Raw genomic sequence first — 12727 nt, 5'->3', positions numbered from 1 at the left:
GGGGCTGAAGTCGCCGAGGCGGCGCGGGTGCGGAGGATTGAACTCGTCGGGCGTCGTTCGCCTGAATCGGGCGTGCTTGACGCGTCGTAGCGCCGAGGTGCGCCGATGCCGTCAGCGGCGTAAGGCCAGCACGCCGTCCAGCGCCGGCTCGGCCTTGAAACCGGCCTTTTCGAGCCGCTTCGCCACCTCGCGCGGCACGTCGCGGCCGCTGGTCAGGCGGTTGGGCGCGCCGGTGTAATGGAACATCCGGCCGCCGCGGCGCAGCACGCGCGCCAGCTGGTCGTAGAACGCTTGCGAATACAGCTCGCCGGCGATGCCGAAACGCGGCGGGTCGTGCAGCAGCGCATCGACGGAGGCGTCGCCGATCGTGGCGATCGCCTTCGAGACGTCGCCATGCGTGAGCTGCAGCCGTCCACCGGCCTCGGGCGAGTCCGGATCCGGGGACCACGGATTGAGCGTGCGCAGCCACAGCACGTCCTCGTTCTTCTCGAACGAGACGATCCGCGCGGCGCCTTCGGCGAGACAGCAGGCGGCGAAGTAGCCGAGCCCGCCGCAGGTATCCAGCACGACCTTGCCGCGCGGCGCGACGAGCGCCACCTTGCGCTTCGCATCGTCCACCGGAGACGCCTTCGACGTGGGCAGCATCTTGATGCCGTCGATCTCGAAGGTCGGCGCGCCCCATTCCGTCGGCACCAGCTTGATCAGCGAGCCGGCGTAGCGCTGCACGGGCGCGAAGTCCTCGCCGTCCCAGTAATGGACCGTGCGGTCCTTGAGGCGCGCAGGGTACGGGTAACGCGCGTCGCGCCAGACCCATGCACCGGGTTCCAGCCGCGCTTCGCCGCTGCTGCGGCCGAGGTCGAGGGAACCGCTCCAGGCAGCCGCGCCCGCGTCGCGCGCGACGACCAGCGCATCAGCGTCTGCACGGGTGAGCAGGGGGCCGGAGTAGTGCGTCACGGCGGTCTCGTCGGGCGGGAAGGGCGCAGAGCATGACGCATGCGCCGCGGGGCGTGCATCGCGACGGAGCCTGCGCGTGCCGGCTGATAGGCTTGCGGCGTCGGCCGCCAAGGCGGCCAGCAGCGAGGAGTCCCGCTTCCATGCGTCCGAAGCATTGCCCGAAGTCGTGTATGGAGACCTGGCCATGACGCAGCCCTATCCGATCGGCATGCCCGGCCAGCCCTGGGGCGAGACCGAGTGCGCGCAGTGGCGCGCCAGCCAGCCGCTCCGTCGCAGCTATGCCGACGACGTGCTGTCGGTGATCGACCGCCTGCGCGAGCGCTTCGACGTGCAGGAATACGGCCGCCTCGACTACGACGGCGAGATCTTCCGGCTGATGGCGATCCGCTTCCGCGGGCGTCGCGACAACCTGCCGGTGGCGCTGGTCACCGGCGGCGTGCACGGCTACGAGACCAGCGGCGTGCACGGCGCGCTGCAGTTCGTCGAACGGCACATAGCCGATTACGAGGGCCGGTTGGAGGTCGTGGTCGCGCCCTGCGTGAGCCCATGGGCCTACGAGCGCATCCACCGCTGGAACATCGACTGCATCGACCCGAACCGCTCGTTCCGCGACGACAGCCCCGCGCAGGAATCCGCCGCGTTGATGCGGCTGGTGTCGGCCTGGCGCGACCGCGTGCTGGTGCACATCGACCTGCACGAGACCACCGATTCCGACGAGTCCGAGTTCCGCCCCGCCCTGGCCGCACGCGACGGCAAGCCCTTCGAGCCGGGTGGCATTCCCGATGGCTTCTACACCGTCGGCGACACCGAGAACCCGCAGCCCGATTTCCAGCGCGCGATCATCGAGGCGGTGGAGAAGGTCACGCACATCGCGCCCGCCGATGCGAATGGCGAAATCATCGGCTCGCCGGTGGTGGCGCATGGCGTCATCAATTACCCGCTGAAGCAGCTCGGGCTGTGCGCGGGCATCACCGATGCGCGCTACGTAACCACCACCGAGGTCTATCCCGACAGCCCGCGCGCCACGCCGCAGCAGTGCAACGACGCACAGGTCGCGGCGGTGCGCGCGGCGCTGGACTACGCGCTCGCCCACCGCTGAGGAGCGCTTCGCCCGGCGGCCACGCACCGCCGGCTAGCCTGCTGGCTTCGTCGCGAGGAGGCCCGGCATGCGCCAGCTCGACTTCAGTTCGTGGCAGTCGCTGCTGTCGACACTGCTCACGCTGGCGATCATCACGCTGATCGGCGTCGGCATTCGCCTCGTGGTCATGCAGACGGTGCAGGCGCGGCGCCAGCGCGAGAACCGCCAGATCAACGAGCGCCTGCGTACGCTGATCGCCGCCTACAAGACGCTGGGCGGGTCGTTCACCGGCGATCTCGCCGTCGATCCCACGCATCTCGGCGCGCTGCGCCGTCGCCAGATCGAGGACGGCGCGGCCGCGGAGGAAGCGCAGGCGCTTGCGTTGGCCGAGGCGCTCGCCGGGAGCTCGGACCGCTCGCGGCGCATGCGCGACGCGGTGGAGGCGGCGCTGTCGGACATCCTGCTGCTCGGCACCGACGGTCAGGTGCGGCTGGCCGCGCGCGCCGCGCGTGAACTCGCCGAGGGCCGGCGCGTGCATACGGCGGAACTCGTGGTCTCGCTGCGCGATTTCATCCGCGACGTGCTCGACCTCGATCCGGTGCCGGCCGACCTCGAAATCCCGCCACAGGGCCCGACGCGCCCGGGTGGCGCGGCGCCGAAGCCGGGTGGCAAGGACGGCGGCAGGAACGGCGGTGGCGGTGGTGGAGGCGGCGGAACGGGCGGCGGTGGAGGAATGGGCGGTGCCGCGGCAGGCGGCGCAGCAGTGGGATTCGGCGCGCACGGCTCGATGGACGAGGAGTCGCGCTGAACCGGCGCAGGCACGCACCGCCGGTTCGCGGTTAGGCTTGGCGCACCCGCACCACCGGAACGATCCCGCATGACCGCAGTCGCTGCAGACGCCGCGCGCCTTCCGCGCCAGGTTCCCTACATCATCGGCAACGAGGCCTGCGAGCGCTTCAGCTTCTACGGGATGCGCAACATCCTGACGCCGTTCCTGGTGTCGACGCTGCTGCTCTACGCGCCCGAGGCCGAGCGCGCCGGCATCGCCAAGGACGTTTTCCACAGCTTCGTGATCGGCGTGTACTTCTTCCCGCTGCTGGGCGGCTGGCTGTCCGACCGCTTCTTCGGCAAGTACAACACCGTGCTTTGGTTCTCGCTGATCTACTGCGCGGGCCACGCGATGCTGGCCGCGTTCGAGGGAAACCGCACCGGCTTCTACACCGGCCTGTTCCTGATCGCGCTGGGCTCGGGCGGCATCAAGCCGCTCGTGGTGTCTTTCGTGGGCGACCAGTTCACCCAGGCCAACAAGCACCTCGCGAAGATCGTCTTCGACGCGTTCTACTGGACCATCAACTTCGGCAGCTTCTTCGCCTCGCTGCTGATGCCGATACTGCTGCGTGAATACGGGCCTTCGGTGGCGTTCGGCATTCCAGGCGTGCTCATGGGCATCGCCACGCTGATCTTCTGGATGGGCCGCAAGCAGTACGTGCGCGTGCCCCCGACACGCGGCGAGGACCCGGATTCGTTCTTCAACGTCGCCCGCACCGCGCTCACCACGCGCGACGCGAATGGCAGTCGTCCGGGCCTGGTGGTGGCGGCGGCCGGCGTCGTGCTGGCCGTGGCGATGCTGCTGTGCTGGGCGATCGAGGCGATCGCAGGCGAGGGCACGCTCGGCGTCTGGCCCAGGGACGCGGGTTTCGTCATCACCGCCTGCCTGGCGCTCGGCGTGCTGATCGCGGCCGGTGGCGTTGGCACGTCGATGCAGCTGGAACGCGCGCGCGGCCGCCATCCCGATGCCGCGGTCGACAGCGTGCGCGCTGTGCTGCGCATCCTCATCGTGTTCGCGCTGACCACGCCGTTCTGGTCGCTGTTCGACCAGAAGGCCAGCACCTGGGTGCTGCAGGGCGCCGAGATGCGCGTGCCGCACGAGGCCTGGTGGTGGCCGAGCTTCCTCGTGCGCGAGGCCGCGCAGATGCAGGCGCTGAACCCGCTCCTGGTGATGCTGCTGATCCCTTTCAACAACCTGGTCGTGTTTCCGGCGCTGCGCCGCATGGGCTTCGAGCCGACCGCGCTCAAGCGCATGGGCTGGGGCATCGCGATCTCGGGTCTGTCGTGGATCGTCGCGGGGCTGATCCAGCTGAACCTCGACGGCGGCGGCGCCACGTCGCTGGCGTGGCAGACGCTGCCGTACATCCTGCTGACGCTCGGCGAGGTGCTGGTGTCGGCCACGGCGCTCGAGTTCGCCTACAGCCAGGCCACGCAGGCGATGAAAGGCGTGATCATGGCTTTCTGGTACCTCACCAGCACCTTCGGCAGCCTGTGGGTGCTGCTGACCAACGCCGCCGTGCGCAACGAAACGGTCACGTCGCGCATCGCGAGCACGGGGCTGAGCGAGAACGCGTTCCTGATGTTCTTCTTCGCAGGCTTCGCGTTCCTGGCCGCGGCGGCCTTCGCGCTGTATGCGCGCCGCTACCCGATGCAGGACAACTACCGGGCCGCCTGAGCGCGCACAAGAGAAAGCCCGGCGGCGCGCTTGGCGCCTTTCCGGGCTTCTCCACGTCAGGGGCTTCGCCGCGGACCTCGTCCCGTTCGGCTTGTTCCCTGACGGTGGCGATACTAGTCCCCGCGACGTTCAGGCCGCGTCACAGCGGCGGTGGGCGTCAGCGGCCGGCCGTCGACGCGCCGTCCGGCTGCAGCCTCAGCAGCGCGCCGGCCTTGGCGTCCTCGATCACCAGCAGCGAACCGTCGGGCATCTGCAGCAGGTCACGGATGCGCCGCTTCACGTCGATGCGCTCCTCGGCGGCGATGCGCGTGCCGTCGAGCTGCAGCCGCACGATCGACTTCGACGACAGCCCGCCCACCAGCAGGTTGCCGCGCCATTGCGGGAACAGGGTGCCGGTGTAGAACAGCGCGCCCGACGGCGACACCACCGGCGTCCACGAGCGCAGCGGCGCCTCGAACTCCGGGTGCGACGGGTGGTCGGGGATCACGGAGCCGTCGTAGTTGTCGCCATTGCTTACGGTCGGCCAGCCGTAGTTCTTTCCGGCCTTGATCAGGTTCACCTCGTCGCCGCCCTTAGGGCCCATCTCGAAGGCCCAGATGTTGCCGTTGGCCGGGTCGATGGCGGCGGCGATCACGTTGCGATGGCCATAGCTCCAGATCTCGCCGCGCGCACCCTTGCCGAGGTCGGGGTTGCCGCGCGGCACTGTGCCATCGCGGTTGATGCGCACGATCTTGCCCAGGTTGTTCTGCAGGTGCTGCGCCGGATCGAAGCGCTGGCGGTCGCTCGACGTGACATACATCGTGCCGTCCTGCGCGAACAGGATGCGCCCGCCGAAATGGCCGCGGCCCAGTGTCTTCGGCACCTGCCGCCAGATCACCTGCACGTCGCGCAGCTCGTCGCCGACCAGCCGGCCGCGCGCGACCACGCCGCCGCGCACGACGTTGTCGGTGAGGTCCATGTCCTTGCCGAAGCGGATCTCGCCGGTTTCCTCCTGCCCCGCGGGCTGTGGGTCGGCGGCCTCGACGTAGCTGAAATACACATAGCCGTTGCGCGCGAAGTCGGGATCGGCCTCGACGTCGAGAAGCCCGCCCTGGTCATGGTCGTCGCGGTGATAGACCGCGGGCAGGCCGCGCACCGGTGCGGACAGGCGACCGTTCGTCCAGATGCGCAGTCGGCCCGGCTTCTCCGTCACCAGCACGCGGCCGTCGGGCAGCAGCGCGAGGCCCCACGGGAATTCGAGCGTCGCAAGCTGTTCGGCGCGCAGCGGGCCGGCGACGGTGTCGACGCGCGCCTGCTGGGCGACCGCGGTGCCAGTGCTGGCGAGCAGGACGGCGAGGGCGAGGGAACGGAGGGCGGGCATCGTCGGCTCCTGGCGGCGGAATGGCGGCGAGTGGACGCTACGGCCGGTGACGCGCGCGTCGAATGGGCGAGGCCTGCGACGGACGGCGTCTTGATGCCGGCCCGCCACCGCGCGCGCTAGGCTCGCGCCTCCCGCCCGGAGCCCGGCCATGCGGATCGAAGGTTCCTGCCATTGCGGCCGCGTGCGCTTCAGCTGCGAGGCCTACGCGCCAGTGCCGTACCAGTACTGCTACTGCTCGATCTGCCGGAAGACCGCGGGCGGCAGCGGCAGCGCGATCAATCTAGGCGCGTATGCCGACACGCTGGACGTGGACGGGCGCGAGCACCTGGGCATCTACCACGCGAAGATCCGCGACGGCGACACGTGCACGATCAGTTCGGGCGAGCGCCACTTCTGCACCGGCTGCGGCAGCGCGCTCTGGCTGTTCGACCCGGAATGGCCGGAGCTCGTGCACCCGCATGCCTCCGCCATCGACACGCCGCTGCCCGAGGCGCCCGAGCGCATGCACATCCTGCTCGACTCGAAGGCGAACTGGGTGCGCGTGCCGCGCGGCCCGAACGATCGCCATGCGCAGCACTACCCGGACGAGTCACTGGAGGACTGGCATCGCCGGCACGGCCTGCTGGAGGCACGCGAAGGCAGGCGCTGAGCACGGCCGTTCACCGTAGTGCGACCGTGCACGGCGGAGCATTCGTCGCTTTCCACACAGGAGCGGCCCATGGCCAAGCGAATCGCCATCCTCGCCACCGACGGCTTCGAGCAGTCCGAACTCACCGGCCCGCGTGACGGCCTGAAGGCCGCCGGCTTCGACGTGCAGGTCATCGCCCCGAAGGGCGGCAGCATCAAGGGCTGGCAGCACACCGACTGGGGCGACGAGGTGCCGGTCGACCTCGAACTCTCGCAGGCCCGACCCGACGATTTCGACGCGCTCGTGCTGCCCGGCGGCCAGATGAACCCCGACTCCCTGCGCATGAAGCCCGAAGCCGTCGAGTTCGTGCGCGCCTTCGACAGCGCCGGCAAGACGCTGGCCGCGATCTGCCATGGCCCGTGGCTGCTGGTCGAGTCGGGCGCGGCGAAGGGCCGCGAAGTGACCTCGTGGCCCTCGGTGAAAACCGACCTCGTCAATGCCGGGGCAAGCTGGAAGGACGCCGAGGTCGTGGTTGACGGCCACGTCATTACCAGCCGCAAGCCGGACGACATCCCGGCCTTCACGAAGGCCGTCATCGACGCGCTGGGTTGATCCTCCCCTCAAAAGAAACGGGCCGCACGAAGCGGCCCGTTTTCGCTTTCGCGCCTGCGATCAGGCCGCGAGGGAGGCGATGTCGATCACGAAGCGGTACTTCACGTCGCTGCGCACCATGCGCTCGTAGGCCTCGTTGATCGCCTGCGCCGGGATCATCTCGATGTCGGCCACGATGCCGTGCTCGGCGCAGAAATCGAGCATCTCCTGCGTCTCCCTGATGCCGCCGATCAGCGAGCCGGCGATCGAGCGGCGCCCGAAGATCAGCATGCCCACGCTCGGGCTGGGATGCGGATCCTCCGGTACGCCGACCAGGCACAGCGTGCCGTCGCGCTTGAGCAGCGCGGTGAACGCGTCGAGCACGTGGCTCGCGGCGACCGTGTCGAGGATGAAATCGAAGCTGCCGGCATGCGCGGCCATCGCATCAGCATCGCGCGAGACCACGACCTCGTCGGCGCCGAGCGCGTGCGCGTCCTGGCGCTTGCTCTCGCTGGTGGTGAAGGCGACGACGTGCGCGCCCATCGCGTGGGCGATCTTGATGCCCATGTGGCCGAGGCCGCCGATGCCGACGATGCCCACCTTCTTGCCCGGCCCCACGTTCCAGTGGCGCAGCGGCGAGTAGGTGGTGATACCGGCGCAGAGCAGGGGCGCGACCGCGGCGAGCTGGTCGGACGGGTGGTTGATGCGCAGCACGAAGCGTTCGTCCACGGTGATGCGCTGCGAGTAGCCGCCCAGCGTGTAGCCCGGCGGATCCTGCGTGCGGCCGTTGTAAGTGCCGGTGAAACCGTTCTCGCAGTATTGCTCGAGGCCTTCGGCGCAGGCCGCGCAGTGCTGGCAGCTGTCGACCATGCAACCGACGCCGACGGTGTCGCCGACCTTGAAGCCGGACACGTCGCTGCCGACCGCGCTCACGGTGCCGACGATCTCGTGGCCCGGCACGCACGGGTACTGCGTGCCCGACCATTCGGACTTCACCGTGTGCAGGTCGGAATGGCAGACGCCGCAGTAGGCGATCTCGATCTGGACGTCGCGCGCTCCTGGCGTGCGGCGCTCGATGTCGAGGGCGACCAGCGGCTGGTCGGCGGCGTGGGCACCGAAGGCTTTCGTCGGCATGGGCAGGCTCCTGGAGGACGGAAGCCGACAAGCCTACGCCGACGGCGCTACGCCGGCGTTGTCGCCGCGATGCTCGGTGCATTCCACGAATGCGGCCGCAACGCGCGCACATGCGAAGGGCCGGCAGGTGCCGGCCCTTGGGGACTGCCCCGCCGGGGATCAGCGGAAGATGTCGTACAGCACGTTGGCGATGAGGCCCGATGCGATCGACACCATGTACACGTCGCGGTCGACGCGGACCCAACGGTAGCCGCGCGGCGGCGGGGCCAGGCGGTAGGCGTACGGATCGACGTAGTAGGCGCTGGCGTAATACGGCGCCGGCATGCGTGCGCCGACGCGCCAGCGGTTCACGGTGTACCCGCGCGGGACCACGTAAACGTGCGAGGGGCGGTACGTGCGCGGCGCGTAGTAGCGGCGGTCGTCGCGATGATCGTAGCGGTCGTAGCGGTCATGACGGTCATTGCGGGAGTAGCGACGGTCGTCGTGTCGGCGGTCGTCCCAACGATGATCGCGGCGATCGTCGTTGCGGCCGCGGTCGTGGTCGCGCTGGCTCCATTCGCGGTGCGGGCCGTCGTTGCGGTCGCGGTGCTGCGCGGCAGCCGGCGTCGAGAGGCCGGCGACAGTGGCGAAGAGGACGGCGGCGCCGATTGCAGTGAGCTTCTTCATGGTGGTGGCCTCGGTGCGGGGATCGCGAGCCGAGCATCCGGTCCACACCACGTATTCACCCTGAACGAAATCGCGACACGGCCTTCACGTTCAGCGGCCGGTTGAGGACCGCGCCGGCGTCGAAACGGAAGTCGGAAATCCCGGGCATCGGCGTCAACCGAAGTCGGGCAGCGGCGTTCTCCGCGGCCGCGGTGTCCATTGGGCGCCGCCTCAGTCGCGCGGTGGATCGGTGTTCGTGTCGTCCGCATCGGTGGCGTCGTCGCGCGTCCCCGAGTCGCTGCCGGCCAGATTGGCGCGGCCCGTGAGCGTGGACGCTCCTGACGAGCCAGAGCGCCCCCGTACGTCGTCGGAGGTGCCGGTGGCGCCATAGGCGCCGATGGCACGGCTCCCCGCCGCCGAGACCGCAGTGGAGCCTGCGACGGGGTTGGACGTGGTGCCCGTCGACGAGGCCCCGGTGGTCGCGCAGGCCGCGAGCACGAGGGCGAGCGGAACGACGAGAAGGATCTGGCGCTTCATGGGAGCCTCCGCGTTCGGCGGGCGTGTAGTGACAGTGCGAGGCTAGCGCGCCGCGCATCACGCCGGAGCGAAAGCGCGCAGAAGCAGGTTGCGCGGTTACGGGGCGCGCTTCGCGGCTGTCAACCCGGATTGACAAAATCGCGCGCATGGCGAGGCCGCGGTGCATGCAGCGCGGAGCAATACACAGGCCCTGTGGACAACGTTGGGGACGATCACCCGGATATAACGTTCCACGCCAATGGCCGCTTGGGCCGACGCTGTTCTGGCTAAAAAATCACCACGCGTGCGAATGTTGCTTGCTCACCGCCAACGCGCTCGAAACGCTTGAAAAGCACGGCCAGAAGGGTTAGCCGCGATCGTCTCCCATCCGGCGGCACATCGTGGGGCGCATACCGACGACGATCGCGTAACCACCGGCGCGCGACCCTCGCCTCCCGTCCGACGCATGTGCACCGCCATGAGCCAACGCCCCCGGGCCCTCGTCACCGGCGCGTCCGCCGGCATCGGCCGCTGCTATGCCGAACACCTGGCCCGTACCGGCCACGATCTCGTTCTGGTCGCGCGCCGCGCCGATAAACTCGAGGAAGTCGCGGGCCTGCTACGCGCAGAAGGTGCCGACGTCGAGGTACTGCCGGCGGATCTCTCGACGGACGAGGGCGTGGCGCGCGTTGTCGAGCGCATCGAGCGCGATCCCGCGATCGGCTTTCTGGTCAACAATGCAGGCTACGCCGCGCGTGGGCGCGTCGCCGAGCTCGATGCCGATGCCACCGCGCACATGCTGCGCGTCAACGTGATCGCGCTGACGCGGCTGACCATCGCAGCCATGGCGCGCATGAGCGCGGCGGGACACGGGCGGATCATCAACGTCGCCTCGGGTACGGTGTTCATGCAGATGCCCGGCAACGCCGGCTACGGTGCGTCGAAGAACTACGTGCTCGCCTTCACCCGCACCCTGCAGACGGAAGCCGAGGGTACCGGCGTGCGCGTGCAGGCATTGATCCCGGGCGTGATCGCCACCGACTTCCACGAGATCGCCGGCAACGCAATCGGCAATTTCCCACCCGAGCGCGTGATGCAGGCCGACGATCTCGTCGTCGCCTCGTTGCGTGCGCTGGAGATGGACGAGCCGGTGTGCATTCCGTCGCTGCCGGACATGAGGGACTGGGATGCCTACGTCGAGGCCGAGCGCGGGCTGGTGCCGAACGTCTCACGCGACCGCCCCGCGGAGCGCTATCACGACCGCGACTGAGTGCAGGTATCCGCAGAGCGCGTAGCTGCGAAGAAGAAGGACCGCCTCTGCAGGCGGCCCTCCGGTCGATCAGGCCTCGACGCCGTCGAGGGACGGATAGTCGATATAGCCCTCGGCGCCGCCGCCGTAGAACGTCGAGCGGTCCGGCTCGTTGAGCGGCGCGTTCTCGCGCAGGCGCCGCACGAGGTCGGGGTTGGCGATGTACGCGCGGCCGAACGCGACCGCATCGGCACGGCCTTCGAGCACGGCGGCCTCGGCCATCTCGCGGTCGTAGCCGTTGTTGACGATCCACGCGCCGCGGAACTTGCCGCGCAGCGCCGCGTAGTCGAAGGGCTGCACGTCGCGCGGGCCGCCGGTCGCGCCTTCGATCACATGCACGTAGGCGATGCCCAGCGCGTCGAGCCTTTCGACCGCGCGCTCGAACAGCGCCTGCGGGTTGGAGTCGTGCATGTCGTTGGCCGGCGTCACCGGGGCGATGCGCACGCCGACGCGCTCCGCGCCGATCGTCTCGACCGTCGCCTGCACCACTTCGTGCAGCAGACGCGTGCGGTTCTCGATGCTGCCGCCGTAGGCATCGTCGCGGTGGTTGCTGCCGTCGCGCATGAACTGGTCGATCAGGTAGCCGTTGGCGGCATGCACCTCGACACCGTCGAAGCCGGCCTCGATGGCATTGCGGGCGGCGCGAGCGAAGTCGGCGACCACGCCCGGAATTTCGTCGATGCGCAGCGCGCGCGGCGCGGACGTGTCGACGTAGCCGTCGGCGGTGAACGTCTTGGTGTTGGCACGGATCGCGCTCGGCGCCACCGGCACCTCGCCGTCGGGCAGCAGGCTCGTGTGCGAGACGCGGCCGACGTGCCAGAGCTGCACCACGATGCGGCCGCCCCGGCGATGCACTTCATCCGTCACCTTGCGCCAGCCGGCGATCTGCTCGCGCGTGAACAGCCCGGGCGTCGCGATGTAGCCCTGCGCCAGCGGGCTGACCTGCGTGGCCTCGGTGATGATCAGGCCCGCGGTCGCGCGCTGCGCGTAGTACTCGATCGCCGTCGGCGACGGCACGAGTCCGTCGGCGGCGCGGCTGCGGGTGAGCGGCGCCATCACCACGCGGTTGGCGAGGTCGATGGCACCGATGCGTATGGGATCGAAGAGCGTGGCGGTCATGCGCGGATCCGTTGCTTGGGGAAGATGGGGGACATGGGGCGCGCACGCGCACTTGCACGGCTCGTGTGCTCAATGCTCCGTTGCGCTGCCGCGCGCAATCGTTCGCGCCGAGCCGTCGCGCGGGATGGTGTGATGTCCAGTCCTTTGCGGCACCCGGGTGGCCGCAACCACGGCGCGCACGAGCGCGCCCCAGCAACGGAGCTACGCAGCATGGCGATCGACAAGGTTCTCTACACCGCGCAGGCCAGCGCGACCGGTGGGCGCGACGGGCGCGTCGTCTCGTCCGACGGCGCGCTCGACCTACGCGTGGCGACGCCGCGCGAACTCGGCGGCGCAGGCGGCGAGGGCACCAATCCCGAACAGCTGTTCGCGGCGGGGTATTCGGCGTGCTTCCTGAGCGCGATGAAATTCGTCGCCGCGCAGCAGAAGATCGCATTGCCGTCCGACACGCGCGTCGAAGGCCGCGTGGGCATCGGCCCGTCGGGCGCGGGTTTCGGCATCCGGGCGGAGCTGGTGATCGATGCGCCGGCGCTCGAGCGCGAGCAGCTGCAGGCGCTGGTCGAGCAGGCGCACGCGGTGTGTCCTTACTCGAATGCCACGCGCGGCAACATCGACGTGACGCTCACCGTCGCCTGAGGCGGCCGTGTTCAGCCGCGGTCGGCGTCGCCGCCGCGGCCCTGCTGCTGCGTGCGCTCCGGCCCCTGGCCGCGGTCGTTGCGTGGATCGAGCTGCTTGCCGTCGCGATAGCCCTCGGTGGATTGCAGGACATGCGCCTGCGGCTTGCCGTCGGCACGGCCGGCCGGGCTGGTGCGGCCCGGCAGGTTGTCGTTCTTGTTGGTGGTCATCGCTCGCCTCCTGTGTGCACGCACCTTGGAGGCGATGCGATTAAC

15 protein-coding genes are annotated in these 12727 nt (G+C 69.7%); 7 read left to right on the top strand and 8 right to left on the bottom strand.

Features of this window, described 5'->3' with window-relative positions; all coding sequences use genetic code 11:
• Positions 1-111: 111 nt before the first annotated feature.
• Positions 112-954: a class I SAM-dependent methyltransferase gene (locus IE066_RS06465; protein ID WP_229790687.1), complete on the bottom strand. Its 843-nt coding sequence runs from the start codon at positions 952-954 to the stop codon at positions 112-114.
• A gap of 184 nt (positions 955-1138) precedes the next feature.
• On the opposite strand from IE066_RS06465, the gene IE066_RS06460 reads away from it, so the two are divergent.
• The 3 genes from IE066_RS06460 to IE066_RS06450 all read left to right on the top strand — a co-directional run bounded on the left by IE066_RS06460 (position 1139) and on the right by IE066_RS06450 (position 4535).
• On the top strand, positions 1139-2053 hold the full coding sequence (locus IE066_RS06460; RefSeq protein ID WP_189447926.1) for a M14 family metallopeptidase: 915 nt from the start codon (positions 1139-1141) through the stop codon (positions 2051-2053).
• Between the two features lie 67 nt (positions 2054-2120).
• Positions 2121-2840 carry a hypothetical protein gene (locus IE066_RS06455; RefSeq protein ID WP_189447924.1) on the top strand — a complete coding sequence of 240 codons (720 nt, stop codon included), beginning with the start codon at positions 2121-2123 and terminating at the stop codon, positions 2838-2840.
• A gap of 69 nt (positions 2841-2909) precedes the next feature.
• On the top strand, positions 2910-4535 hold the full coding sequence (locus IE066_RS06450; protein WP_189447922.1) for a POT-type proton-dependent oligopeptide transporter: 1626 nt from the start codon (positions 2910-2912) through the stop codon (positions 4533-4535).
• A gap of 157 nt (positions 4536-4692) precedes the next feature.
• On the opposite strand, the gene IE066_RS06445 is transcribed toward IE066_RS06450, so the two are convergent.
• Positions 4693-5895 carry a PQQ-dependent sugar dehydrogenase gene (locus IE066_RS06445; RefSeq protein ID WP_189447921.1) on the bottom strand — a complete coding sequence of 401 codons (1203 nt, stop codon included), beginning with the start codon at positions 5893-5895 and terminating at the stop codon, positions 4693-4695.
• A gap of 148 nt (positions 5896-6043) precedes the next feature.
• Here IE066_RS06445 and IE066_RS06440 point away from each other — a divergent pair, with 148 nt between their 5' ends.
• Together IE066_RS06440 and IE066_RS06435 are read left to right on the top strand one after the other, a co-directional pair.
• Complete coding sequence (locus IE066_RS06440; RefSeq protein WP_189447919.1) at positions 6044-6544, top strand: GFA family protein; 501 nt, start codon at positions 6044-6046, stop codon at positions 6542-6544.
• Between the two features lie 69 nt (positions 6545-6613).
• The gene (locus IE066_RS06435) at positions 6614-7135 is read left to right on the top strand and encodes a type 1 glutamine amidotransferase domain-containing protein (protein WP_189447917.1); all 522 of its coding nucleotides are present in this window, start codon (positions 6614-6616) and stop codon (positions 7133-7135) included.
• A 60-nt stretch (positions 7136-7195) separates the two neighbouring features.
• Here the strand turns inward: IE066_RS06435 and IE066_RS06430 are convergent, their stop codons facing one another.
• The 4 genes from IE066_RS06430 to IE066_RS06415 form a co-directional block, all read right to left on the bottom strand.
• The gene (locus IE066_RS06430) at positions 7196-8248 is read right to left on the bottom strand and encodes an NAD(P)-dependent alcohol dehydrogenase (RefSeq protein ID WP_189447915.1); all 1053 of its coding nucleotides are present in this window, start codon (positions 8246-8248) and stop codon (positions 7196-7198) included.
• Positions 8249-8407: 159 nt separating this feature from the next.
• Positions 8408-8914 carry an RcnB family protein gene (locus tag IE066_RS06425; RefSeq protein ID WP_189447912.1) on the bottom strand — a complete coding sequence of 169 codons (507 nt, stop codon included), beginning with the start codon at positions 8912-8914 and terminating at the stop codon, positions 8408-8410.
• Between the two features lie 55 nt (positions 8915-8969).
• Positions 8970-9113, bottom strand: a complete 144-nt coding sequence (locus IE066_RS06420) for a hypothetical protein (RefSeq protein WP_189447910.1) — start codon at positions 9111-9113, stop codon at positions 8970-8972.
• A gap of 11 nt (positions 9114-9124) precedes the next feature.
• On the bottom strand, positions 9125-9430 hold the full coding sequence (locus IE066_RS06415) for a hypothetical protein (RefSeq protein WP_189447908.1): 306 nt from the start codon (positions 9428-9430) through the stop codon (positions 9125-9127).
• 457 nt (positions 9431-9887) lie between these two features.
• Here IE066_RS06415 and IE066_RS06410 point away from each other — a divergent pair, with 457 nt between their 5' ends.
• Positions 9888-10679, top strand: a complete 792-nt coding sequence (locus IE066_RS06410) for an SDR family NAD(P)-dependent oxidoreductase (RefSeq protein ID WP_189447906.1) — start codon at positions 9888-9890, stop codon at positions 10677-10679.
• A 69-nt stretch (positions 10680-10748) separates the two neighbouring features.
• Here the strand turns inward: IE066_RS06410 and IE066_RS06405 are convergent, their stop codons facing one another.
• A complete protein-coding gene (locus tag IE066_RS06405) occupies positions 10749-11837 on the bottom strand; it encodes an alkene reductase (protein ID WP_189447904.1) in 1089 nt (362 codons plus the stop codon).
• A 210-nt stretch (positions 11838-12047) separates the two neighbouring features.
• Between IE066_RS06405 and IE066_RS06400 the strand changes: the two genes are divergently transcribed.
• Entirely contained in the window at positions 12048-12473 is a 426-nt protein-coding gene (locus IE066_RS06400) for an organic hydroperoxide resistance protein (protein ID WP_189447902.1), read from the top strand.
• An 11-nt stretch (positions 12474-12484) separates the two neighbouring features.
• Here the strand turns inward: IE066_RS06400 and IE066_RS06395 are convergent, their stop codons facing one another.
• Complete coding sequence (locus tag IE066_RS06395; protein WP_189447900.1) at positions 12485-12682, bottom strand: hypothetical protein; 198 nt, start codon at positions 12680-12682, stop codon at positions 12485-12487.
• Between the last annotated feature and the right edge of the window lie 45 nt (positions 12683-12727).

This window comes from Cognatilysobacter xinjiangensis (genome assembly GCF_014651995.1).
Classification (GTDB): domain Bacteria; phylum Pseudomonadota; class Gammaproteobacteria; order Xanthomonadales; family Xanthomonadaceae; genus Cognatilysobacter; species Cognatilysobacter xinjiangensis.
The sequence above is the reverse complement of the archived record's forward strand: the minus strand, read 5'-3'. Positions and strand labels throughout refer to the sequence as shown.

Excerpts from the sequence above, each read along its gene's own strand:
- IE066_RS06450 (WP_189447922.1), top strand. The coding sequence starts at position 2,910 with ATGACCGCAGTCGCTGCAGACGCCGCGCGCCTTCCGCGCCAGGTTCCC.
- IE066_RS06395 (WP_189447900.1), bottom strand. The coding sequence starts at position 12,682 with ATGACCACCAACAAGAACGACAACCTGCCGGGCCGCACCAGCCCGGCC.
- IE066_RS06410 (WP_189447906.1), top strand. The coding sequence starts at position 9,888 with ATGAGCCAACGCCCCCGGGCCCTCGTCACCGGCGCGTCCGCCGGCATC.
- IE066_RS06445 (WP_189447921.1), bottom strand. The coding sequence starts at position 5,895 with ATGCCCGCCCTCCGTTCCCTCGCCCTCGCCGTCCTGCTCGCCAGCACT.
- IE066_RS06425 (WP_189447912.1), bottom strand. The coding sequence starts at position 8,914 with ATGAAGAAGCTCACTGCAATCGGCGCCGCCGTCCTCTTCGCCACTGTC.
- IE066_RS06400 (WP_189447902.1), top strand. The coding sequence starts at position 12,048 with ATGGCGATCGACAAGGTTCTCTACACCGCGCAGGCCAGCGCGACCGGT.
- IE066_RS06440 (WP_189447919.1), top strand. The coding sequence starts at position 6,044 with ATGCGGATCGAAGGTTCCTGCCATTGCGGCCGCGTGCGCTTCAGCTGC.
- IE066_RS06415 (WP_189447908.1), bottom strand. The coding sequence starts at position 9,430 with ATGAAGCGCCAGATCCTTCTCGTCGTTCCGCTCGCCCTCGTGCTCGCG.
- IE066_RS06430 (WP_189447915.1), bottom strand. The coding sequence starts at position 8,248 with ATGCCGACGAAAGCCTTCGGTGCCCACGCCGCCGACCAGCCGCTGGTC.
- IE066_RS06460 (WP_189447926.1), top strand. The coding sequence starts at position 1,139 with ATGACGCAGCCCTATCCGATCGGCATGCCCGGCCAGCCCTGGGGCGAG.
- IE066_RS06455 (WP_189447924.1), top strand. The coding sequence starts at position 2,121 with ATGCGCCAGCTCGACTTCAGTTCGTGGCAGTCGCTGCTGTCGACACTG.
- IE066_RS06435 (WP_189447917.1), top strand. The coding sequence starts at position 6,614 with ATGGCCAAGCGAATCGCCATCCTCGCCACCGACGGCTTCGAGCAGTCC.
- IE066_RS06420 (WP_189447910.1), bottom strand. The coding sequence starts at position 9,113 with ATGGACACCGCGGCCGCGGAGAACGCCGCTGCCCGACTTCGGTTGACG.
- IE066_RS06405 (WP_189447904.1), bottom strand. The coding sequence starts at position 11,837 with ATGACCGCCACGCTCTTCGATCCCATACGCATCGGTGCCATCGACCTC.